This is a genomic window from Candidatus Pantoea multigeneris (assembly GCF_011752615.1).
Taxonomy (GTDB): domain Bacteria; phylum Pseudomonadota; class Gammaproteobacteria; order Enterobacterales; family Enterobacteriaceae; genus Pantoea; species Pantoea multigeneris.
This window is the reverse complement of sequence record NZ_VWXF01000009.1, coordinates 120023-142139: the sequence shown is the minus strand read 5'-3', so window position 1 is coordinate 142139 and position 22117 is coordinate 120023. Positions and strand designations below refer to the sequence as shown.

Below are 22117 nucleotides of genomic sequence, written 5' to 3'. Positions count from 1 at the left end.
TGTGTGATTCTGCTTTTCTACTTACGCCTGTCCCGGTACTGCGGCCACCTTATGGCGGATTCTATGCCAGAAAACCGCCGCTTTGCAGGCCGGGAACAGGTTCTACGGAGAGAAGCTGATGAGCAAAAAAATCCTAAAACTTGGTCTGATGTTACAGGGCGCTGGCGGGCACATGCACAGCTGGCGTCATCCTAAAGCGCCAGCGGATGCCAGCGTCAATATTCGTTATTTCACCGGACTGGCGCAGCAGGCAGAGGCCGCTGGTTTTGCCTTTCTGTTTGTGGCGGATGGGCTGCATATCAATGAAAAATCGCTGCCGCACTTCCTCAATCGCTTTGAGCCGATTGCGCTGCTTTCCGCGCTGGCGTTGGTAACGGAGAAGATTGGCCTGGCGGGAACGGTGTCCACCTCCTACAGCGAACCCTTTACCGTTGCGCGTCAGCTTGCCACGCTGGATAACATCAGCGGAGGTCGTGCTGGCTGGAATGTCGTCACCACACCGCTGGAGAGTGCTTCCGGCAACTTTGGTAAAGGGCCGCTGGAACACAGCCGTCGTTATCAGATCGCGGAGGAGTATATCCATGTGGTGCAGGGGTTGTGGGACTCCTGGGAAGATGATGCCTTTATTCGTGACCGCGCCAGCGGCGTATTTTTCGATGCCACTAAGCTGCACAAGCTGAATCATCAGGGGGAATTTTTCTCGGTTTCCGGGCCGCTAAATATTCAGCGCTCGGTACAGGGGCAACCGGTGATCTTCCAGGCTGGCGCATCGGATACCGGCATTCATCTGGCGGCGAAATCGGCGGATGCGGTGTTTACCAATGCGCGCACCGTGGAAGAGTCGCGTATTTATGCCGATAAGTTACAGAGTCAGGTGGCCCAGAATGGCCGCCATCCCGTGGGTATTTTCCCAGGTATCACGCCGATCGTTGGCCGCACCGAACAGGAAGCCGAAGAGAAATATCAATATCTACTCTCGCTGTTGTCCGTGGATGATGCGCTGGCCTATTTGGGCCGCTTTTTCGACCATCATGATTTCAGCCAATACCCGCTGGATGAACCTTTCCCTGAACTGGGCGATTTGGGGAAAAACACCTTCCGTTCCACAACCGATGACATCAAACGCCGCGCCAAAGCGCACAATCAGACGCTACGCCAGGCGGCCTTTGAAGCCACATTGCCGCGCGGAGAATTCTTTGGCACGCCAGAACAGGTGGCTGACACCTTTATTCGCTGGGTCGAGGATGGCGGGGCCGATGGCTTTATCATCAGCGGGCCGGTGCTGGCCGAAGCGCTGGATGATGTGATTGAGCTTGTGTTACCGATTCTGGCCGAACGTGGCTATTGGCAACCTGCCAGCGCCAGCACACTGCGTGAGCGGCTGGACATTCCGTTTAAACGCAACCGTTACCAAATCGCCACGGCTGAAACACTCAAGGCATAACAGGAAATAGCATGCAGAAGAAAACCTTTAAACGGGCGGCACAGTTACGTCGCTCTTTGTACGGCTTTTTGATCACTGGGGTACTGGCTGGCGGGGCGCATGCGGAACAGGCCGCAACCACGCCGCAAAAAGGCGGGAATTTGCTGGTGGCGATTGATACCGATCCCAACTGCCTTGATCCGCAACAGGCAGGTAACAACAATTCACTGAATATTGGTCGCCAGTTAACCGACTCTCTCACCGATCAAGATCCGCAAACCGGCAAGATTGTGCCCTGGTTGGCAACGCACTGGCAGGTTGATGATAACAACCGCCGCTTTACGTTCACTCTGCGTGACGGCGTCACGTTTAGCGATGGCACCCCCTTTACTGCGCAGTCAGTCAAAGACAACTTTGAAGCGATTGTGAAACTCGGGGCGAAAGCCTCACTGGCCTCGACCTATCTCAAAGGCCTGAAACAGATTGATGTGCCTGATGCCCATACGGTGGTAATCAGTTTTGACCAGCCAAACGCGCAGTTCCTGCAAGCCACCTCAACCATGAGCCTTGGGTTCTTTGCACCCAAAACGGTGAATGCCACCGCGGAGGCACGCTGCCAGGGGGAGTTAACCGGCACTGGCCCCTTTGTGCTGAAAAAGTTTATTCATAACCAAAAGGTGGATTTGGTACGGCGAACGGGATACCAGTGGTCATCTTCCATCGCGGCGCATCAGGGAGAGAGTTATCTCGATGGGGTGGAATATCGGGTGATCCCGGAAAGCGGCGTGCGCTTTGGTAGCCTGATTTCCGGTCAGTTGGATGTGAATGTCGGCGTCACCCCACAAGACGAAGCGCTGCTGTTGGCGAAAAAAATCAACCTGATTGCCCGCGCCAACCCAGGGCTGGTCTACAGCCTGTTCCCTAATCAGTCCAACCCACTGATGGCCGATAAACAGGTGCGTAGCGCACTCAACCTGGCTATCGATCGCGATGCGCTAAAACCGGTGTTATCTCGCTACCAGAACGTGGCGACTTCGGTGCTGGCGAAAACCACACCGCTGTATCAGGACCTGAGTGCGCAGTTGAAATACGATCCGCAAGGGGCGGAAAAGTTACTGGATCAGGCGGGATGGCAACGGCAGGCCAACGGGATTCGCAGTAAAAATGGCGAACCGCTGCGCTTCACGATCTCCTACTGGCAATCTGCGCCGTTCCTTGAAGTGGTGCAGCAGCAACTGAGAAAAGTGGGTATTGATCTGCAACTGGAGAAAGCGCCGATAAGCCAGGTGGTCGCCCGCCAGGCCAGCGGGAAGCTGGTGGTGGATTTCTATAACCTGACGCGGTCCGATCCGGACGTGCTGCGCACGGTGTTTGATGCTAATGGCCGCAACGTCAATAAACGCGCGCCGGGCGAAGTGGATAAGCTGTTGGTGCAATCCAGTGAAACGCTGGATGCACAGCAGCGCCAACAGGATGTCACCAAAGCGTCATCGCTGTTGATCAGCGAAGGCGATGCGATACCGCTGGTGGAACTGGCGACCATCATCGGAACTGGGCAGAACGTGCACGGATTCCATTTTGATGCATCATCCCGTTTTCAGCTGTATGACACCTGGCTGAGTGCGAAGGAGTAGCGCATGACAGAGGCAACGCTCACCGCAGTACCAGCGGCACGCCGCCGTACGAAATTACTATTCCGGCGGCTATTACAGGGCATCATTGTACTGTGGGCCGCGTGGAGTCTGACGTTCCTGATCCTCTATATTTTGCCGTCGGACCCCATCACCATCATGTTGAATCAGGGTGAGCAAAGCACAGTGGACCCGGCTCAGGTGGCAGCGTTAAAAGCGCAATATCATCTCGATTTGCCGCTGTGGCAACAATATGGTCTGGCGCTGTGGGACGTGTTGCATCTTCATCTTGGGCAGTCGATTGTCAGTGGTGACAATGTCACTTATTTAATTTGGCAGTCCTCTCCGGCCACGCTGTTACTGGCGTTATCTGCACTGGTTCTGGCTTTAATCATCGGCGGTGGCCTGGCGGCGGGCGTCAGTGTGCTGCCACCAGGCAGGCTAAAATCTGGCCTGCTGTCACTGCCTTCTTTTGGCGCGGCACTGCCCACCTTCTGGCTGGGCCTGCTGCTGTTACAGGTCTTCTCTTTCAATCATCCCTGGTTTCCGGCGATGGGCAATAGCGGCTGGCGGTCGCTGGTGCTTCCCTCGGTGGCGCTGGCGATCCCTACCGCAGCGACCATTGCCCAGGTGATGAACCGTTCACTGTCTGAGGTTTGGCGTCGTCCGTTTATTGATGCAATGCGGCTAAAAGGGGCCAGCACGGGTTATCTGTTGTGGCGTCATGTCGTACCCAATGCCGCCATCCCACTGCTGACGCTGAGCGGGATGATTTTCGGTCATCTGCTGGCGGGTTCAGTGATCACTGAAACCATTTTCTCCCGTGAGGGGCTTGGCCGGTTGGCGCAGTCTGCGGTATTGACGCAGGATATCCCGGTGGTGCAAGGCGTGGTACTGACCGCCGCGACGGTGTTTGTGGTGATCAATCTGCTGACCGATCTGCTTTATCCCTTACTCGATCCCCGCATCGTGATGGGAGAGAGATCATGAGCCTGGTATTGCTTGCACCTGTGCGCCGCCGTCGTTTCGCCGTCACTTTATGGCTGAGTGCCGTGATGCTTGTGTTGGTGGTGCTTTGGGCGCTGTTCCCGGCGCTGTTTGCCCATGGCGACCCGCTGGTGGGCGATCCACGCCAGGCATTGCAGCCGCCGTCCGCGCAGTTCTGGTTCGGTACTGACCATTTAGGCCGTGACCTCTGGAGCCGTACGGTGTACGGCACGGCGTTGACCTTACAGGCCACGCTGTTTTCGGTAGTGATTGCGCTGGTGGTGGGTACGCTATCCGGGGTGCTGGCGGGGTACTGTGGAGGAAGGCTGGATACCTTGTTTATGCGCGTCATCGACGTGTTGATGGCGATCCCTAATCTGCTGCTGGCGATGGCGATCATCACCGTGCTGGGTTTTGGCACGTTGCATATTGCGGTGGCGGTGGGCCTCTCTTCAGTCGCGACGTTTGCCCGGCTTTCTCGCGGTGAAGTACTGCGTAGTCGCACCCAGTTATTTGTCGAAGCGGCGCGTGCCAGCGGCGTCGGGCATTTCAGCGTGGTCCGTCAGCATATTTTACCTCACGCCCTGGGGCCGGTGCTGTCACTGGCGGCGCTGGAGATGGGGTTTGCCTTATTGTCCGTTTCCTCCCTGGGTTTTCTCGGTTTTGGCGCACCGCCCCCGACGCCGGAATGGGGGTTGCTGATTGCCGAAGGACGTAACTATATTGCCGCCGCCTGGTGGTTCACCTCACTACCTGGGGTGGTGATTATTTTGACGGTGCTGGCAACCAACCGCATCGCAGGCTTTATTCAGGATGCGTCGGAGGAACGATGAGTCAGGCACTGTTAACGGTCGAAAAATTGTCGGTGGATTATCACCGTAATGAGGGCGGGATCATCCAGGCGGTGAAAGGGCTGAGCTTCTCCGTTCAACCGGGGGAAGTCGTCGCGATTGTCGGGGGATCAGGTTCTGGCAAATCCACCACGGCCGGGGCTTTGGTCGGGCTGCTGAGCCGCCAGGCCGTGATTCGTAGCGGCGCGATCCACTTTAATGGCCAGGCGTTAGAGCAGGCCAGCCAGCGCCAGTGGCGGCAGCTACGCGGGCTGGAAATCGGTTTTGTGCCGCAAGATCCGGCTCTGGCGTTTAACCCGATTCAGACCATCGGTAAGCAACTGCTGGAGGCCTATACCTTACATGGCGTGCCGAAGAAGATTGCGGCCACGCGTTTGCCCGCATTGTTAGCTGATGTCGGCTTAACGGACAGTACGCGCGTGCTGGCGAGTTATCCGCATCAACTGTCTGGAGGGATGCGGCAGCGCGTATTGCTGGCGATGGCCATGTGCCATCACCCACAGTTGATGATTGCCGATGAGCCGACCAGTGCACTTGATGTCAGTATGCAGAAACAGGTGTTGGATACCCTGGCCAGGGTCGTGGTGAGTAAGGGCATCGCGTTGCTTTTGATTACCCACGATTTGAACATGGCGCTGGAACGCGCCGACCGAATTCTGGTGATGCATGAAGGCCATCTGATTGAAGACACTGCGGCACACCAACTGCGCCAGAGCCGCCACGCTTATACCCAGCGACTGCTGGCGGCGTCACCGGCCTTTTTACAGGTGCCTTTTCGTGCCACTCCGTTGAACTGGCAACCGTTGCTGTCGGCTCAACAGCTACACAAACGCTTCGCACTGCCGGATGGTAGCCATTTCACAGCGGTGGCGGGGGTTTCATTTCCGGTGTTTCGCGGCGGAACCACCAGCCTGGTGGGGGAATCCGGCTCGGGGAAATCCACCACGGTGCGCATGTTGCTGGGTCTGGAAACGGCGGACGGCGGCACGGTGCAGTTTGACGGCACCGAATATTCGGGCCTGGCCCAATTCCAACGCCCTGAGTTTCGCCGCCGGGTTCAGGTGGTGTATCAGAACCCCTATGCATCACTGAATCCTAAAATGACGCTGGCGCAGATTATCACGGAGCCACTGCGTGCGTTTCGTATCGGGAATAAACACAGCCAGCGTCAGCGTGCGCTTGAGCTGTTGCAGGCGGTGGAGCTTGCCGAAACGCTGTTGGATGTGCGTCCCACGGCTTTGTCCGGCGGGCAACGCCAGCGCGTCGCCATTGCACGGGCATTGGCTATTGCGCCGGAGTTATTGATCCTGGATGAACCGGTTTCCGCACTGGATGTGGCAGTTCAAGCGCAAATCTTGCAGCTTTTGGCCCGTCTGCAACGTGAACAGGGCTTAACTTACCTGTTTATCTCCCACGATCTGGCAGTAGTGCGGCAGATTTCCGACTATGTGGTGATCATGCAACAGGGGAAAATAGCCGAGCAGGGTAAAGTCGCAGAGATTTTTTCCGCACCGCAGGCGGAGTATACCCGTCAGTTGCTTGAGAATATTCCACGACTGACTGCGGAGCCGAGTAGGGTTAACGGGTGATGAACGTCAAAACGCAAAGCCCCTTATGGGGCTTTTTATTTATTACGGAATGTCCACTGCAAGGCGTATGCTTTGGTTGCTCAGGAGATTAAGAAGGCCAGGCCTTTTTTCTCGATAAGTTCGAGCATTGCAAGCGCCGGGCCTTTGGGGTGTGTTACCCCGCGTTCCCATTTCTGTATGCAGTTCGCGGTGAGGTACATATGTGTTGCCAACTGACTTTGACTGAGTTGCTCGCGCTTACGTAACTCACGAATTTGATCCCCGGTCATTGTCGCTTTACCTTTGGCCTCCGCAACGATGGAGTTGATGTCAGCCAGCGCTTCATCGGAAGCTGTACCACGCTCGTGCTGGCGCATGATGTTTTCCTGGATACGCAGAATGCGCTTATCAACCATCAGTATTCTCCGGTTTAGTTAGGATTATCTCTACCAAATCCTTACTCTTAATATCAATCGTACGTTGTTTTACCGTCTGATTTTTATAGACTTTAGATTGTATCTTATAGGCACTGAGAAGGTCTGGCGGAATCTCCTGCCCACTCTGACCAACTTGATTTTTTTCCCATCCATCATAATAAAAAACGTTGTTATCATGATGGTAAAAAATGATTGTTCTGGCTCCACCACTTGTTCCAGAACTCAGCTCTATACGTCTTTTGTAAACACCACCACCTAATGCTCCTCGGTGCGGATTGGCAATCACATCTTCGGCGAGGAGATAAAGCTGTGTATCAGTGATCTGTGATTTTTTTCTATCCTTATTATAACCTTTTTCAATAAACACTCTGACTGCCATCCATGCTCCTGGATTGTGATCCTATAGTAAGATTTACTACAGTGCTATCCACATGGAGATAAGTTCACACCCAATCCACTATTTTCTGCCTGTTGGCGATCGAGGCCAAAGAGTTCCCAGCTTACTCCTTGTGTCGTCAGGTGGAAAATAGCGGTAGCCAGCGTGTTCTCGTCGTCTGGGTCTTGGGGATCAAGGCGATACACAGGCAGTTGCGCATTCTCCTGGCTGGAGAGAACCGTTAAGGCGGCTTCTGGCCTCAGGTGGGCGGACTGCGTTTCCAGCCAGCGATCTAAACACGCCTGGCGCTCGCCTGAACTGGCGGTGATGGTTTGCAACGTCGCGGCCTGCTCTGGATGGATCAGGTGATTGGCATGTCCGCTCACTGTGTTAATGACCGCGACCGAGCAGCCGGTGCCGCAGGCTTCAACGCTGACCACACCAAAGCCAGCCTGACCTAACGTATGGTGAAATGCGCCAGCGCGGGGGGAGGATGTCAGGATTTCGACAGCCTCTTGCAGGGTTTCTGCATTAAGCGACGCACGAGCAAGAATTTGACGCGGTAATCCAGCCGGACGTACCTGGGCGCGAATGTTGTTGACCGTATTGACCAGGCCTTTTTCGTTGAGGGCAAAAGTGTGGCCACACAGCGAACCCGGATAGGCAAAGCTGAGAAAAGCCAGCCCCTTTTCCGGCCTTACGCGCACCAAAAAGCAGGCGTTGCGCAGTTGCGGAAAACCATCTTCATTATGTGCAATGATCCACTCATCGCGCCCGGCTGAGCCAGTAACGGTCGTACAGCCATCGGAGGTGGAAGGGACCAGATCACCGCGGCAGTTCCAGGCAAACACCTCACTGACGGGGGCCTCCAGCCCGGCTGCCAGACCTTCTATTTCCTGCCAGATAGCAGGAAAACGCTCGCGTACCCGCTGCTCCATGGCCAGCAGTTCGCTGCTTTGGCCCATGGCGGTAACCGTCTGCCACAGTGAAGTCTGGCGCAGTTGTTGATGCCAGGCTTCGCGACCGGCCAGGCCCAGTCCATGTCCAATGTCCCAGGCTGAACCACTCAGGTTGATTGTTTTCATTGATTAATCTCTTTTGACATCAGGGCAGTGCAGCGTATGTGAGCTGGCCGGTGCGGGGGTGCGTGCCGCATTCATCACCATGGAGAGCAGGCTGTAATAGCCATTGATACCGATCAGATCAACCACCCCTTTTTCGCCCCACAGCGCCACAGCCTGCTGCCATGTCTCATCAGAGACCTGCTGGTTTTGCTGTAGCTGCTGGCAAAAGTGGTAGATGACCCATTCGTCATCCTGTAATTCCTTGGGCACTTGCCGTTGATTGATTGCCTCAATGGCACTGGCGGAGATCCCCTTTTCCAGCGCAATCGGGGCATGAATCGCCCATTCCACCGTTTGTGACCAGTGGCGAGCGGTCACCAGAATCGCCAACTCGGTCAGACGTTGACCGATGCTGCTGCGATAGCGCAAATACTCGCCCATGCGTTGGGTGTGTGCCATCAATTCCGGGCTGCGTAGCAGCGGCTCAAACGGCGGCAACAGTGCACCGCGCGGGCCGTTGATGATCTCTTCTGCCAGTGTGCGCTGTTCGTCATTCCAGGCTTCTGGCGCTAAAGCGGGCATACGATTCATGCTGAATATCCTGCGGCTTTATGCGTTTCGGTTTGAATCACTTCGCGCAGGGTTTCTGCAACAAAATCGAGCTGCGCCGGCTCAATAATAAACGGTGGAGCAATCAGAATATGATCACCAGACTGCCCGTCAATGGTGCCGCCCATCGGATAGACCATTAACCCTTTTGCCATACAGCTCTGCTTGATAGCAGCATGAAGTTTACAGGCCGGATCGAACGGGGCTTTAGTGTCACGATCGCGTACTAATTCGACGCCCGCAAACAACCCACGCCCGCGCGTGTTACCGACAAATTCTAATCCCCCCAGCTGTTGTTGCAGCACCTGAGCCAGATAGTCACCCTGTTGCTTAACCCGTGCGAGCAGGTTGTCGCGTTCGATGACCTGTTGTACCGCCAATGCGGCGGCGGCAGCGGTAGGGTGGCAAATATAGGTATGACCGTGCTGGAAGAAACCGCTGCCGTTTTGCAAGGTCTGGACAATGTGGCGACGAGCCAGCACAGCACCAATCGGTTGATAGCCGCCACCCAGCCCTTTGGCGATGGCGACAATATCCGGCACGATATCATCCTGTTCAAAGCTGTGCAGCGTCCCGGTGCGACCCATACCGCACATCACTTCATCTGCAATCAGCAAAATGCCGTATTTGTCGCACAGCTGGCGGATACCGCGAAAATAGCCAGGCGTGGGCGGCGTGGCACCGGTAGTGGCACCAGACACCGTTTCTGCACAGAAGCCGATAATGGTGTCAGCGCCTTCGCGCAGAATCGTCTCTTCAAATTCAGCCAACAGGCGGTCGGTGTATTGTTGCTGGCTCTCATCGGCGCGGCGATCGCGGTATTCATTACAGGCGGAAACACGCACCACATCGATCAGCAGCGGGGCAAACTGGCGACGACGCCACTCATTTCCGCCGACGGCCAAAGCGCCGAGAGTATTGCCGTGATAGCTCTGACGGCGCGCCATGAACTTGGTGCGCTGTGGCTGGCCCGATTCCACCGCATACTGGCGAGCCAGCTTAAGGGCGGTTTCCATCGCTTCCGATCCGCCGGAAACAAAGTAGGCGTAATCCAGATCGCCAGGCGCGGTGCGCACCAGCGTTTCTGCCAGTGATTCAGCCGGATCAGTGGTGAAGAAACCGGTATGGGCATAAGCCAGGCGATCAATCTGTTGGTGCATCGCTGCCAGCACGTCTGGGTGAGCGTGACCAAGGCAGGACACGGCCGCACCACCGCAGGCATCAAGATAACGTTTACCGTGGTTGTCCGTGATCCATACCCCTTCGGCGGAGACAGCGGTAGGAGGCGTGAAACGAAGACTGCGATGAATGATATGGCTCATGACGATCTGACTCCTGCGCGACAGCGAGATGCTGGCGATTCTACTCGCATCATGCAGGATTCATTTCGATCTGGTCAATGAGAAAATGATAAATATGTATCTTTTGTATGATCCAAAGATACAGTTATATCTGCATCAGGATTTTCCCGGCGGCACATAGGCTCCGGAGGTCTTGAGGTAGCGCTCCGCGTTTTCAATCTTTGTCACGGCTTCAGTGCCATGACGTGCCACCAACATTGCCATCAGACATTCGGAGATACTCAGGCCAGCCACAATCGAGGGGAAGAATGAGGGGCTGTCGGTGGAGAACAGCAGCACACAGTCTGCCGCCTGAGCTAAAGGGGACAGCGGGGAATCCGTCAACGCGATAATTTTGCTGCCCGCGCTCTGCGCAGCCTGAAGCATCTGTAAGGATTCACGTGAATAGGGCGCAAAGCTGGCGATCAGCAGGCAATCCTCAGCGGTGAATTCGCGACTGTAGATTTCACTGTCGCTGGCGAGGCCATCAATTAAGGTTACCTTGCGATTAAATAACCGATAGACGTAGAACAGTGACCATGCCACGGGGAAACTGGCGCGATAGCCGCAGATATAGGTGTGTGCGGCAGCTTCAAGGAGGTCCACCGCATGCTGCATCTGGCGCTGATTTTCATCATGAGTACGCAGCAGGTTGCTTTCATGCGCGGTGATCATTTCGCTATACAGGCTGCTGGTTTTGCCCTGATCCACCAGTTTTCGCGCTTTCGCGACATAGGTATCATCATGCAGGCCCAGCTCTTCAATCAACGCTTGCTTCAGCTCTCCCCAACCCTGATAACCGAGGCGCTGCGCAAGGCGCATAAACGTGGCCGGCTTAAATCCGGCGCTCAGCGCAAACGTACGCATAGAGACCACCACCAGCTGGCTACTGTTTTGCAGTGCGTATTCGGCAGCGCGCTGCAACTCTGGCGACAGCTGATTAAAGTGAAGGGTAATCAACGCCTTCAGGTTCATAACGTTATCCTTTTTTGACTTCTTTGCGCTTACTGTAAAGCAACTGAGCAGGAAAAGCGCCGTCCAACGGTGAGAAAACAAAAAGGGGGCTAATAGCCCCCAGTAGAGAAACTCGCAAGATTACTTCAGACGGAAGGCCACCAGCGTATCACCCAGTTTGGTGCCGAGTGAACCGTGGCCGCCTGCGGCAACTACCACATATTGCTTACCATCTTTCCCGACAAAGGTGGATGGGGTGGCCTGGACACCGGCTTGCAGCTCGGTTTGCCACAGTAACTGGCCGGTGGTGCTGTCATAGGCGCGGAAATAGTTATCCGCCGTTGCGCCATGGAACACCAGGTCGCCAGCCGTCACCAACGGTCCTCCGTGCGCGACCATGCCCATCGGGAAGCCAATCGGGAAACGTCCCGGCAGGAAGGTGGTTTTGAGGTTTTTGGTGGTCCCAATACGACGCAGCCACTCTGTTTTTCCGGTTTTCAGATCAACACCGACCATCCGGCCCCAGGGGGGCGCGATGCAAGGAATACCCAGGTCGGATGCGAACTGTTGGATGTGAATCGCGTATTCACCCTGGAAGTTTTCATTCCAGAACGGCTGTCCGTCTTTACTGAACAGTCGGCTGTTCTCTGTTTGTGCACTGCGTTTAATCAGGTTGTACTTGTAAGCCAGACGTACCGGCGCAGCAATCAGCAGCTGGCGCTGCGGATCTACCGCCACCGAACCCCAGTTGAATACGCCGATGTTGCCAGGGAAAATCAGCGAGCCTTGTTCCGTTGGCGGTGTCCACGGGTTGCCATCGTAACGTAACTGGCGGAAATCAATGCGGCAGCTGATCTGATCAAACGGCGTGATGCCCCACATCGATTTTTCCGTGATCGGCTGCGGAATGAAATTGAGTGCAGAGACCGGTTGCGTTGGCGAGTATTTTTCACCTGTGACCGGGCTTTCGGTGGAGACATTCACCTCATTGACCGGATAAATCGGTTTGCCGGTCAGGCGATTAAGCACAAACAGGTTGCCGGTTTTGGTTGGCAGAATCAGTGCAGGTTGGCGGCTGCCTTGATAGTCGATGTCCAACAGCGAGGGTTGAGAAGGATTATCGCGGTCCCATAAGTCATGATGAGAACTCTGGAAACGCCATTTGAAACGACCGGTTTGCAGGTCGAGCGCCACCAGGTTATCGCGGAACTGTTCTGCGGTGCTGGTTTCATCACGGTGGGTGCCGACTTCATCTGGCGAGGCGTTGCCAAAAGGCACGTAGACCAGGCCATTTTTCACATCGGCGCTCAGGGTTGCCCAGGCCAGCGGTGTGTCCTGCGGGTAGATCGCATCAGCCGCGATGGGCTGCGTCTGATCGGGATTAGCCGGATCGAAATTCCACACCAGGCGGCCGCTTTGGGCATCATAGGCGCGGATCACGCCGGACGGGTTGCCCTGGTTGTAACCATTGTCCATCACCGAGCTGCCCACAATGACCAGATTTCCAGCCACCAGCGGCGCTGAAGTTTCCATCAGGGCATGTGGGCGCAGTGTGCCGAGGTTATCGTGCAGGTCGATCGAACCGTTGTGGCCGAAATCGCTACACACTTGCCCGGTATCGGCATCCAGAGCCACCAGATGTGCGTTGACGGAAGCATTAAAGATCCGTTTGCGGCACAGCACAGGTTGCGCACTGTTGTTGTTCGCAGCGCTGTTACTGCCGTCGTAGTAGCTTACGCCGCGACAGGTTTGATGCTGCCACAGGTATGACCCGTCATGTGGTGGTTCATATTTCCACTTCACCGCGCCGGTTTCCGGATCCAGCGCGTGAACTTCGTTGTGCGGTGTACAGATGTACAGCAGGCCGTTGACCTTGAGCGGCGTTGCTTCGAACGTGTATTCCGAAGCGTCGCTATCCTGACGCAGATCCCCGGTGTGATAGGTCCAGGCCACTTCAAGGTTGCTGACGTTGTCTTTGGTGATCTGTTTCAGGGTGGAGAAACGTTGGCCGTTGTCGTTGCCGCCGTAGGCTACCCAGTCATCACCGGCACCGCTGACATCGCTGTTGCTGCGCTCATTGGTAATGGTGCCCTGTTGCGGTACCGGATCGTAGAAGCACAGGCCAATGACCAGCGCAATCATCACGATGACCGTGCTGCCGAGAAAGGGATGAAATTTACGCTCGGCCGGAGAGAGACGGCTGACCGTCCACGGCAGGGCTAACCATACTCCGATCACGCCAAACAGGTCGCCACGCGGGATCCACTGCCACTTGTCGAAACCGACCTCGGTAATGATCCAGATAAGCGTGACCCACATCAGTAACGCATACAGGGTTAAAGCACTGCGCTTATTGAGCAACAGCAGTACCGCAGTGGCCAGTACCCCAATGGCAATCACGGCATAAAATGCGCTGCCTCCCACCAACAGCAATTTGCCGCCCATATACAGTAACGCCAGCCCAAACAGGGCGATGACGATGCCGGATAACTTATTCAGCATGATTTTTCCTTTTTCCAAGAATTGATAACAAACGGATTAAAAACAGAATTCATTATTTTACTTAACCATTTCTTAACAAGATGGCAGGGTACCAGCTTCACGGCTAATGGGAATGGATTTTCTCAGTGAAAAGCGAATTATCCAGGTGGATTCGGTGGAGATGGAGCTGTTTCAGTGGGGAATCGTGGGGCAGGCCAGCGCTGGCCGTAATGGACTGCCATTTCAAAAGTGTGTCAGCCAACCGCCCGTCCAGAAGTTTTTGTAGGGTGCTATAGCCGCAAAAAACACACGCAAATAAAAATAATTTTAAACCCGAACAAACCGAGATAAATCTTGCAGGAAGTGGCTTTAAAAAGCCGCAATCTTACGTAGAGATTTATTGTGACAACTCGACAAGCAAGGTTTTAGCCGATGAACACATCAACAGGCTGTCCCAACGAAGGTAATCCGCTCGAGCCTGCTCACATTCATGTGATGAAAGCCGGTACAGAAGCAAAGTTCTGGCTGGAGCCAGTGGTGAAACTGGCACGCAACGACGGATTCGATTCCCGGACAGTGAAAGAGCTGCTAATCCTGGTAAAGCTTCATCAACCTCAACTTCTGGAGGCCTGGAATGACTATTTCAGCTAAAGAAGTCCGGTTCGACGAACACACGATGTGGGTCGAGCTGACAGACGACCGCATTATTGGCGTACCCCTGTCGTGGTTCCCGCGGCTGCGCGAGGCGTCTGCTGAACAGCGGAAAGACTATGAGCTTTCCCCCCGAGGCATTCACTGGGACTCGCTGGATGAAGATGTGTCTATCGAAGGCCTGTTAAATGGCCGTGGTGATATTACACATCCTCCCCATCAGGTCGCCTGATAATGCAAAACTCCACGCTGACTTCGGCCAGCGTTTTTTGTGTCACATCGTATAGCTCATTTGCGGACAATCGCCTGCACTCACTTAACCCTGGGGTTTGTTTCCGCTCCAGTTTGCCCACGGGTTTTCGGCATCATCCTGCGTGGGTTCGGGCGCTTCCAGTGAGTCAAGATACAGGGCTTCTACTTCGGCCCGTGCCCACGGGGTGCGGCGAAGAAACTTCAGGCTCGATTTCACGCTCGGATCGCTGTTAAAGCAGTTAATTTTAATTAGCTGCCCCAGTTTTACCCAGCCGTAGCGTGCTACCAACGCGTTGACCTGCATTTCCAGCGTGATGCCGTGCAGAGGATCTTTTGAGGTGTGGCCAGTCATAACAATTCCAGGGGTATACAAACAATGGCGCTCACCATACTGAGCGCCAGCGGGATGTGCAAGGGCAGGCAGAAAGGAAAGCGACCTTTACGGCCTATTCAACGGGGTTGTTGCCCCAACGGGTTTTCAGATAACTCACTGCCTGCTGCGTCTGTGGCTGATTGAGGTAGTTCTCGCGGAACAGAATGGTGCCGTTGATCTCTGGCACGGACTGATTCAGATCAAGCTGCTTTTTCAGCTCCGGCACACCGCCTTGCACCATCCAGTCGGGCTCGTTCCTGGCTGGTTCACCTACTTTATACAGCGCAATACCGATATACAGCCGGGTATGCGTGGGTTTCACCACGTTTGCCCACCAGTTGGCTAACACATCGTAACGCGCGGCCTGGCGAGCAAACGGCCAGTAGAGCTGTGGCGCAATGTAATCAAGTAACCCCTGCTGCACCCAGCGCCGGGTGTCGGCATAGGCTTCGTCATACGCGGCTGCGCCACTGGTCGCCGAACCGGCCGGGTCGTGAGAGATATTGCGCCATACACCGGCAGGGCTGACGCCAAACGCCACGCCAGGCTTCAACTGTTTGATGGTCCGTGACACCTGCTCAATCAACTGCTGCGTGTTATGCCGCCGCCAGTCAGCTTTATTACTGAAGCCCTGACCATATTCGCGGAAGGTCTGGTTATCGTTCAGTAACTGCCCCGGTGCTTCGGCGTAGAAGTAGTCGTCAAACTGCACGCCATCCACCGGATAATGGGACACCACTTCAGCCACAATGCTGGTTATCCAGTCGCGTGCGGCAGGAATGCCGGGGTCGAGCACATAGCGATCGCCCGCGGTACGAATCCAGTCCCGATGCAAGACAAACACGCTCGCCGGGTGCAACGACAAAGTGCGATTGAGCGCAGCCGTGGTGGCGGGTTTGGTATTGGTCGAAACGCGGTAAGGGTTAAACCAGGCATGGACCTTCATGCCACGCTTGTGAGCTTCATCCAGCATAAATTGCAGCGGATCATACCCTGGGTCGTTACCGATGGTGCCGGTGAGCATATCTGACCAGGGCAGAATTTTAGATGACCAAAGCGCAGTGCCATCCGGTTTAACCTGGAAAAACACGGTATTCACGCCAAGGCTCTTGAGTTTATCCAGTGTTGCGATCAGCGCCGCTTGCTGTTGTTGGATACGGTTACTGGCGTACACCGAACTGGGGGGTGGCCAGTCAAGACGTGAAACCGTGGCTAGCCATACGCCCCGCACTTCAGACGTAGATTGAGCAGGCTGAGCGGGCTGAGTCACCAGCGGCGGTTTGGTGGCCGTTGGAAAAGGCGTAACCAGTGATTTAGGCGGCTTTGAGGCGCAGCTTGCCAGTAGCAGAGCCATCGCCGTCAAGGTTGCGTAGGGAAAAACGCGGGTTTTTAACAGAGAACGGGCGATGATGAACTCCATGTTGTCAGGTCGCAGCGCTAAACAGCCATTCTCATCTTATCGCAGACAAAGTCAATTAGGGGGATTGCAGCCGCTGCGTATCACAGCGGCTGAAAGGGGATGTTACCAGTTATCCAGCACGCGCTGTTTCACCTCTTCCGGGTAGCCCTGGTCAAACGAGGCATGGCGATGACGCTCAGACTGTAGCGTGTCAAACACCACTTTTGGCCCTTTGCCAGCCACATACTCCTCTTCGGTGTAGCACTGCGGCAGGCGGATAACACGCTGGTTTTCGTAGATCACACGTTTGCCAGTTGGGTGAACGCGGGTAGAGATGACCCAGGCCACTTCACGCAGATTTGTGGGATCGAAATCGTCATCCACCAGATACACGGTCGGCAAAAAGACCATCGCATCGGTTTTAAACAGAATTTCAGCCACTTGTTCCGCTAACTGCTGGCTGCTCACCCCCGGCAGCTGTTCGCGCCAGTTCTCTGGCATCACCACCAGCAGCCAGTGTACGGCGGAATCTTCCGGTATCCAGGTGGTTTTCACCGGCAGATTGGCGGCGCGCAAATAGGTTAAGGCATCGGCGGCGAGGCCAATCGCCCACAGGGTATGTGACTCATCGGTTGGACGACCGGTAACCGAAATCGGCCAGATCGGGTTATCGCGATGGGTAATCACATCCACGGAGAACGTCGGTTGCATTGAAGAGCCATGTCCGAGATAACCGCCGTATTCGCCATACGGGCCTTCCGGGCAATCACGCTCAATGGAAACGTGCCCCTCAATCACAATCTCCGCCGTGGCAGGCACGTCCAGATCGAGGCTGATGGCTTTCACCACCTCGACCGGTTTGCCCGCCAGCGTGCCGATATAGTCCGCTTCATCAGCGTGCGCAGGAATAGGAATACCGGACACGCAGGAGATGGCCGGAGCCGGTCCTTGTACCAACGCGTACGGCATCGGCTGACCCAGCTTCACCCATTCTGTCCAAATCTGCCCAATATGTTGGCTTGGTACAATCAGCGTTACCATGCGCTTGCCGTCTACCTTCATCACGCGTGCAATCGACCAGTTAATCCATTTGCCGTCCGGGGATTTCACGATCAGCGTGCCCCAGGTGTTGGCATACCGGCCACCGTCTTTGTCATGAATAAACGGAATCGGGAAGCGATCCAGGCTGGCGGCCTCACCCTGCAAAATGTTCTGCTGGCAGGCCGCGGCGGCGCGCTCCACGCGTACCGGCGGAATGCCTGGCTGCTGGCGCGCATCGTAGAGCGCTTCAATGATCTGCTGGCCGGTGGATTCCGGTGGCAGGCCAAATGACAGTGCCACGCGGGCATAAGGCATTTCTGGTCGTGATGAGAGCGCCGCCGGGGCACCGAAGATACGGAAACCGGCTTCAACGCCGCTGATATGGTGGAACAGCGGGGCAGGCGACTGAATTTCGCAACTGCGGCGGGTGATCGCGGAGGGTTCAAAATCACCGTCGACTTCACGTTCCACGTGCATGATGTCACCCAGCGCATCAAGGGCATCAATGTAACTTCTCAAATCGTCGTAATATTTCATCAGGCTCTCCTTAAGCCGTAGCGGGAATCAGGCAGCGTGTAATGCAGGTTAAGCGTCAAACTTTGGCCTACGCCACACAATTGCTTTATATTTTGGGTATACAAAAAATGTGCGATCGGTATAACCTCACACCCCTTGAGATCAAAAACATAAAAAAAGTGACATTCTTTGCAGGAGGCGGTTGTGAGTTCAGGTAAAGCAGCACTGTACGAAGACCTAAAGCGCATGATTCTGACCATGGAAATCGATCCCGATGATGTCCTGGATGAGTCGGGACTGAGTGCGCAATATGGGCTCTCCCGCACCCCGGTCAGGGAGGTGTTTCAGCGTCTGGCGGGTGAAGGGTATCTGGAGATTATTGAGAAGCGCGGCGTCAGAGTGATCCCGATGAACCACGCCACGCTGCGTAATTTCTTTCAGGTTGCTCCGCTGGTCTATGCCGCCATTGGTCGGTTGGCGGTGCAAAACTATCGACCGGCGCAGCTGAAGGCGCTGAAAGAGACGCAAAAACGGTTCCGTAAGGCGGTACAAACCCGCGATCCGCTGGCGCTGGTGCTGGAGAACAACCGTTTCCATGAGTTGATGGGCGAAATGGCGGGCAATCCCTACCTGCAACCGAGTCTGGGTCGCTTGCTGATCGACCATTCGCGCATTGGTCACACGTTTTACCGTCCCCAGAACGAGGACATGGAGCATCGCCTGCAGCTTTCTGCCCAACACCACGATGAATTCATTACTGCACTGGAAAACCGTGATGAAGAGGCGGTAGTAACACTGGTGATGGAACACTGGGAACTCTCCCGCGCGAATATGGAAATGTTTATTGCCCCACAAGGTCTGAAAGCGGACACCATGCCGTTCTGATCCTTTCCCGGATGTAACCCCTAAATACTTACCTTGATGCACGCTCTCCAACTGCGGTTGGAGGGCAATTCCGCGCCTTTTTTTCGTACTCGCTCACAGTTCTGTTACGTGGCTATTTCATTACATTGACGCAACATAACGCTGGCGATATATTCCGAACACATATCGTATACGCAAAGTATACATAAGATATATCTATTTTACACAGGTCTAAGCGTATGGAACAGTACCTCACCGGCACTGTTCCGCCGCTTTTCAGAGATATGCTTCACCCCCCTTATGGAGTATTACCGTGCAAAAGATCACTTCACTTCCCGCTGATGATGCGCTACCGGGTTGGTATCACACCAGCCGAGCGCGTACCCCTCGTCCGGCCCATGTCGGACAGAAAAAAGCCCGCTGGGCGATTGTCGGCGCGGGGCTAACCGGGCTGGCTGCGGCGCGCCAGCTGGCGCTTAATTTCCCCAATGATGAAGTCGTGTTGATTGAGGCTCAGGAAGTGGGGTTTGGTTCTGCCGGACGTAATGCGGGCTTTGCTATTGATGTCCCGCACGATATCGGGGCAAAGGACTACATTGGCGATGTGGGTATTGCCAGTAAGGTATTGAAGCTCAATACCGTGGGTCAGGATTACCTGAAAGCTATTGTGGCCGAGCACCAGATTGAGTGTCAGATGGTGGATGCGGGTAAATATCAGGCAGCGGTGGGCGCGCCGGGTATCGCGATTCTGGAGGCTTATCGCAGTGGCTTAGCCAAAATTGGCCGTGAAACCGAAATGATTGCGGGCAAAGACCTGCCAGATCATCTCGGCACCTCTTACTACAAGCAGGCGCTCTATATTCCCGGTACGGTCCTGCTGCAACCCTCAGCCCTGGTAAAAGGGCTGGCGGACAGCTTGCCGTCGAACGTCACGCTGTATGAGAATACGCCGATCACCGATATTGATTATGGCGATAAGGTCACGCTGATCCATGCCAATGGCAAAATCACCGCCGATACGCTGATTCTGGCGAATAACGGCTTTGCTTCGCACTTTGGTTTCCTGAAAGGGCGTTTGCTCCCGACGTTCCTCTACGGCAGCCTGACGCGTCAGCTAACGGAAGATGAGCAGCGCCGTCTGGGCGGTAAGCCGGTGTGGGGGGTGATTCCTGCGCATCCGTTTGGCAGCACCATTCGTCGCACGCTGGATAACCGTATTCTGGTGCGTAACAGCTTTAGTTTCTACCCGGATGGTCGTCCACGTGCCAAACAGCTGGAGAGCTATAAACGCAATCACCGTAAGTCGTTTGCGCGTCGCTTCCCTATGCTGAAAGGTGTTGATTTTGAGTACTCTTGGAGCGGCGCAATTTGCCTCTCTGACAACCACGAAGGGTTCTTTGGCAAGCTGGCGCCAAACGTCTATGGTGCGCTGTGCTGTAATGGGCTGGGGATCACGCGCGGTACTGCGACAGGCAAGCTGCTGGCGGATATGATTGCCGGAGAGCGTAATGACACGATTGACTTCCTGTTAGCCTCGCCGGGCCCGAATAAGACGCCGCCAGAGCCGTTCCTCTCCATTGGGGTGAACTCGGTCCTGAAGTGGGGGCATTTCAGAGCCGGTCTGGAAGTCTAGTCCAGCCACCAGACAGCAACCGTCGCACATCGCGGCGGTTTTTTTATGCCTGTGAAACCTCAAACGAGTAGGGAACTTGCGGGCGGACAGGCCCAACGGGATGTTCTGACAGGGGGAATAAATTGCTGCCGGTGAACCCGGCAGCAGGGACGAACAGGGGGGAATTACTGTGTAGCGATGTTGAACCAGATAGTCTTCAGCTCAGTGTACTGATCGTGGGCATAGATAGACTTATCACGGCCACCAAAACCTGAATGGCGATAACCGCCAAACGGTGTGGTTGCATCGCCTTCGCCAAATCCATTGACGGTGACGGTACCTGCGCGAATAGCACGGGCAACGCGTACGGCTTTGTTGAGATTGTCGGTATAGACCGATGCCGCCAACCCGTATTCCGTATCATTAGCCAGTTCAATGGCCTCTGCTTCGGTTTTGAAGGTGGTGACACACAGGACTGGACCAAAGATCTCTTCCTGGAACAGGGCACTTTGCGGCGTCACGTTATCGAAGATGGTCGGTTGCACGTAGATATCGCGTTCCGTTTTACCGCCGTGCAGCACTGGCAGACCTTCTGCTTTAGCAATCTCCAGATACTCGCTAACTTTGGCAAAATGCTCTGGGCTGATCATGGAGCCCAGGCGATTCTCCGGGTCCAGCGGGTTGCCCAGCGTCCAGCCAGCGATTTGACGGGCAATGCTCGCCAGCAGTGGCGCTTTAACGTCTTCCTGCACTAACAGGCGAGAGGTTGCGGAGCAGTTCTCACCCATGTTCCAGAAGGAGCCGTTCAGCACTTGCTCGGCAACGGCATCAATATCTTCCACATCGGCAAACACCACCGCTGGGTTTTTGCCTCCGCACTCCAGTACCACCTTCTTCAGGTTCGAGTCAGCGGCATAACGCAGGAAACGACGACCCGTCACGGTTGAGCCGGTGAAACTCACCATATCAATATCCGGGTGCAGGCCAATCGGTTCACCGACATCTTTACCGGTGCCGGTAACGATATTCAGTACACCCGCTGGGATGCCCGCCTCAAAGGCCAGCTCCGCGACACGCAGGCTAGTCAGTGAGGTCTGTTCTGCCGGTTTCACAATCACCGAGCAACCTGCCGCCAGCGCTGGGCCAATTTTCCAGGCCAGCATCAGCAGCGGGAAGTTCCATGGCAGCACGCAGCCTACTACGCCAATGGGCTCACGGACGATCAACGCCATCGCTTCACGGGCGGTAGGTGCGGTCTGGTCGTACAGCTTATCAATCGCTTCCGCATGCCATTTCAGGATATGAATGGTTTCCGGCACGTCGACGCTGAGGCATTCGCCCACGGGCTTGCCGCTGTCGAGGCTTTCCATTACCGCCAGCTGTTCACTTTCCCGTTCCAGCAGCTCTGCCAGCTTCAGCAGCACCTGTTTACGTTCAGCGGGGGCACGTTGACTCCAGCTACCGTCTTCAAATGCAGCACGCGCTTTGGTAACGGCATATTCCACATCTTCCGCGTTACACGCGGCGATATCCGCCAGGATTTCGCCGGTCGCCGGATTGGTGGTCGCAAGCGTACGACCACTGGATGAGGACATGAAGCGACCATTAATAAAGGCTTTATTGGGCAGGTTAAGATCCCGCGCCATTGCCGCCGCCTGATTCAAATTCTGAATTGTCATGCTGACTCC

General features: G+C 55.3%; 20 protein-coding genes. 9 read left to right on the top strand and 11 right to left on the bottom strand.

The annotated features are described in order from the left end of the window. Positions 1-118: 118 nt before the first annotated feature. The 5 genes from F3J40_RS19005 to F3J40_RS18985 are packed head-to-tail and all read left to right on the top strand — an operon-like array spanning position 119 to position 6481. Positions 119-1444, top strand: coding sequence for an LLM class flavin-dependent oxidoreductase (locus F3J40_RS19005; protein ID WP_167017090.1), 1326 nt, complete (start codon positions 119-121; stop codon positions 1442-1444). A gap of 11 nt (positions 1445-1455) precedes the next feature. Next, complete coding sequence (locus tag F3J40_RS19000; protein WP_167017088.1) at positions 1456-3057, top strand: ABC transporter substrate-binding protein; 1602 nt, start codon at positions 1456-1458, stop codon at positions 3055-3057. Between the two features lie 3 nt (positions 3058-3060). Then, the gene (locus tag F3J40_RS18995) at positions 3061-4044 is read left to right on the top strand and encodes an ABC transporter permease (protein WP_167017086.1); all 984 of its coding nucleotides are present in this window, start codon (positions 3061-3063) and stop codon (positions 4042-4044) included. Next, positions 4041-4874 carry an ABC transporter permease gene (locus tag F3J40_RS18990; protein WP_167017084.1) on the top strand — a complete coding sequence of 278 codons (834 nt, stop codon included), beginning with the start codon at positions 4041-4043 and terminating at the stop codon, positions 4872-4874. The genes F3J40_RS18995 and F3J40_RS18990 overlap by 4 nt, the downstream gene beginning before the upstream one ends. Continuing rightward, complete coding sequence (locus tag F3J40_RS18985) at positions 4871-6481, top strand: dipeptide ABC transporter ATP-binding protein (RefSeq protein WP_167017082.1); 1611 nt, start codon at positions 4871-4873, stop codon at positions 6479-6481. The genes F3J40_RS18990 and F3J40_RS18985 overlap by 4 nt, the downstream gene beginning before the upstream one ends. Before the next feature lie 80 nt (positions 6482-6561). On the opposite strand, the gene F3J40_RS18980 is transcribed toward F3J40_RS18985, so the two are convergent. The 7 genes from F3J40_RS18980 to F3J40_RS18950 form a co-directional block, all read right to left on the bottom strand. Further along, positions 6562-6876: a helix-turn-helix domain-containing protein gene (locus F3J40_RS18980; RefSeq protein WP_017349191.1), complete on the bottom strand. Its 315-nt coding sequence runs from the start codon at positions 6874-6876 to the stop codon at positions 6562-6564. Continuing rightward, positions 6869-7276 carry a type II toxin-antitoxin system RelE/ParE family toxin gene (locus F3J40_RS18975; protein ID WP_167017080.1) on the bottom strand — a complete coding sequence of 136 codons (408 nt, stop codon included), beginning with the start codon at positions 7274-7276 and terminating at the stop codon, positions 6869-6871. The genes F3J40_RS18980 and F3J40_RS18975 overlap by 8 nt, the downstream gene beginning before the upstream one ends. A 44-nt stretch (positions 7277-7320) precedes the next feature. Then, complete coding sequence (locus tag F3J40_RS18970; protein WP_167017078.1) at positions 7321-8358, bottom strand: C45 family autoproteolytic acyltransferase/hydrolase; 1038 nt, start codon at positions 8356-8358, stop codon at positions 7321-7323. Between the two features lie 3 nt (positions 8359-8361). Then, positions 8362-8928, bottom strand: a complete 567-nt coding sequence (locus F3J40_RS18965) for a carboxymuconolactone decarboxylase family protein (RefSeq protein ID WP_167017076.1) — start codon at positions 8926-8928, stop codon at positions 8362-8364. Further along, the gene (locus F3J40_RS18960) at positions 8925-10268 is read right to left on the bottom strand and encodes an aspartate aminotransferase family protein (protein ID WP_167017074.1); all 1344 of its coding nucleotides are present in this window, start codon (positions 10266-10268) and stop codon (positions 8925-8927) included. Before F3J40_RS18960 ends, F3J40_RS18965 begins: the two co-directional genes overlap by 4 nt. A gap of 135 nt (positions 10269-10403) precedes the next feature. After that, complete coding sequence (locus tag F3J40_RS18955) at positions 10404-11261, bottom strand: MurR/RpiR family transcriptional regulator (RefSeq protein ID WP_167017072.1); 858 nt, start codon at positions 11259-11261, stop codon at positions 10404-10406. Between the two features lie 120 nt (positions 11262-11381). Continuing rightward, a complete protein-coding gene (locus F3J40_RS18950) occupies positions 11382-13742 on the bottom strand; it encodes a membrane-bound PQQ-dependent dehydrogenase, glucose/quinate/shikimate family (RefSeq protein ID WP_167017070.1) in 2361 nt (786 codons plus the stop codon). A gap of 411 nt (positions 13743-14153) precedes the next feature. Between F3J40_RS18950 and F3J40_RS18945 the strand changes: the two genes are divergently transcribed. Both F3J40_RS18945 and F3J40_RS18940 read left to right on the top strand, forming a co-directional pair. Beyond that, positions 14154-14372, top strand: a complete 219-nt coding sequence (locus tag F3J40_RS18945; RefSeq protein WP_167017068.1) for a DUF4160 domain-containing protein — start codon at positions 14154-14156, stop codon at positions 14370-14372. Further along, complete coding sequence (locus F3J40_RS18940) at positions 14356-14604, top strand: DUF2442 domain-containing protein (protein WP_167017066.1); 249 nt, start codon at positions 14356-14358, stop codon at positions 14602-14604. The genes F3J40_RS18945 and F3J40_RS18940 overlap by 17 nt, the downstream gene beginning before the upstream one ends. 84 nt (positions 14605-14688) lie before the next feature. Here F3J40_RS18940 and F3J40_RS18935 read toward each other — a convergent pair whose 3' ends face one another. From F3J40_RS18935 to F3J40_RS18925, 3 genes are all read right to left on the bottom strand, one after another. After that, positions 14689-14976: a VF530 family protein gene (locus F3J40_RS18935; RefSeq protein ID WP_167017064.1), complete on the bottom strand. Its 288-nt coding sequence runs from the start codon at positions 14974-14976 to the stop codon at positions 14689-14691. 94 nt (positions 14977-15070) lie between these two features. After that, complete coding sequence (locus tag F3J40_RS18930) at positions 15071-16417, bottom strand: glycoside hydrolase family 10-like protein (protein ID WP_205297438.1); 1347 nt, start codon at positions 16415-16417, stop codon at positions 15071-15073. A gap of 102 nt (positions 16418-16519) precedes the next feature. Continuing rightward, complete coding sequence (locus F3J40_RS18925) at positions 16520-17974, bottom strand: UbiD family decarboxylase (protein WP_167017062.1); 1455 nt, start codon at positions 17972-17974, stop codon at positions 16520-16522. A 183-nt stretch (positions 17975-18157) separates the two neighbouring features. Here F3J40_RS18925 and F3J40_RS18920 point away from each other — a divergent pair, with 183 nt between their 5' ends. Beyond that, positions 18158-18838 carry a GntR family transcriptional regulator gene (locus tag F3J40_RS18920; protein ID WP_017349206.1) on the top strand — a complete coding sequence of 227 codons (681 nt, stop codon included), beginning with the start codon at positions 18158-18160 and terminating at the stop codon, positions 18836-18838. Positions 18839-19130: 292 nt separating this feature from the next. Next, positions 19131-20450, top strand: a complete 1320-nt coding sequence (locus F3J40_RS18915; RefSeq protein ID WP_167017060.1) for an NAD(P)/FAD-dependent oxidoreductase — start codon at positions 19131-19133, stop codon at positions 20448-20450. Positions 20451-20614: 164 nt separating this feature from the next. Here the strand turns inward: F3J40_RS18915 and F3J40_RS18910 are convergent, their stop codons facing one another. Beyond that, the gene (locus F3J40_RS18910; protein ID WP_017349208.1) at positions 20615-22108 is read right to left on the bottom strand and encodes an aldehyde dehydrogenase; all 1494 of its coding nucleotides are present in this window, start codon (positions 22106-22108) and stop codon (positions 20615-20617) included. Between the last annotated feature and the right edge of the window lie 9 nt (positions 22109-22117).

Bases quoted from the DNA above. Each gene is read 5' to 3' on its own strand.
- F3J40_RS19005 (WP_167017090.1), top strand. From the start codon at position 119: ATGAGCAAAAAAATCCTAAAACTTGGTCTGATGTTACAGGGCGCTGGC.
- F3J40_RS18980 (WP_017349191.1), bottom strand. From the start codon at position 6,876: ATGGTTGATAAGCGCATTCTGCGTATCCAGGAAAACATCATGCGCCAG.
- F3J40_RS18940 (WP_167017066.1), top strand. From the start codon at position 14,356: ATGACTATTTCAGCTAAAGAAGTCCGGTTCGACGAACACACGATGTGG.
- F3J40_RS18965 (WP_167017076.1), bottom strand. From the start codon at position 8,928: ATGAATCGTATGCCCGCTTTAGCGCCAGAAGCCTGGAATGACGAACAG.
- F3J40_RS18975 (WP_167017080.1), bottom strand. From the start codon at position 7,276: ATGGCAGTCAGAGTGTTTATTGAAAAAGGTTATAATAAGGATAGAAAA.
- F3J40_RS18990 (WP_167017084.1), top strand. From the start codon at position 4,041: ATGAGCCTGGTATTGCTTGCACCTGTGCGCCGCCGTCGTTTCGCCGTC.
- F3J40_RS18955 (WP_167017072.1), bottom strand. From the start codon at position 11,261: ATGAACCTGAAGGCGTTGATTACCCTTCACTTTAATCAGCTGTCGCCA.
- F3J40_RS18930 (WP_205297438.1), bottom strand. From the start codon at position 16,417: ATGGAGTTCATCATCGCCCGTTCTCTGTTAAAAACCCGCGTTTTTCCC.
- F3J40_RS18945 (WP_167017068.1), top strand. From the start codon at position 14,154: ATGAACACATCAACAGGCTGTCCCAACGAAGGTAATCCGCTCGAGCCT.
- F3J40_RS18910 (WP_017349208.1), bottom strand. From the start codon at position 22,108: ATGACAATTCAGAATTTGAATCAGGCGGCGGCAATGGCGCGGGATCTT.
- F3J40_RS18970 (WP_167017078.1), bottom strand. From the start codon at position 8,358: ATGAAAACAATCAACCTGAGTGGTTCAGCCTGGGACATTGGACATGGA.
- F3J40_RS18960 (WP_167017074.1), bottom strand. From the start codon at position 10,268: ATGAGCCATATCATTCATCGCAGTCTTCGTTTCACGCCTCCTACCGCT.
- F3J40_RS18935 (WP_167017064.1), bottom strand. From the start codon at position 14,976: ATGACTGGCCACACCTCAAAAGATCCTCTGCACGGCATCACGCTGGAA.
- F3J40_RS19000 (WP_167017088.1), top strand. From the start codon at position 1,456: ATGCAGAAGAAAACCTTTAAACGGGCGGCACAGTTACGTCGCTCTTTG.
- F3J40_RS18995 (WP_167017086.1), top strand. From the start codon at position 3,061: ATGACAGAGGCAACGCTCACCGCAGTACCAGCGGCACGCCGCCGTACG.
- F3J40_RS18985 (WP_167017082.1), top strand. From the start codon at position 4,871: ATGAGTCAGGCACTGTTAACGGTCGAAAAATTGTCGGTGGATTATCAC.
- F3J40_RS18925 (WP_167017062.1), bottom strand. From the start codon at position 17,974: ATGAAATATTACGACGATTTGAGAAGTTACATTGATGCCCTTGATGCG.
- F3J40_RS18950 (WP_167017070.1), bottom strand. From the start codon at position 13,742: ATGCTGAATAAGTTATCCGGCATCGTCATCGCCCTGTTTGGGCTGGCG.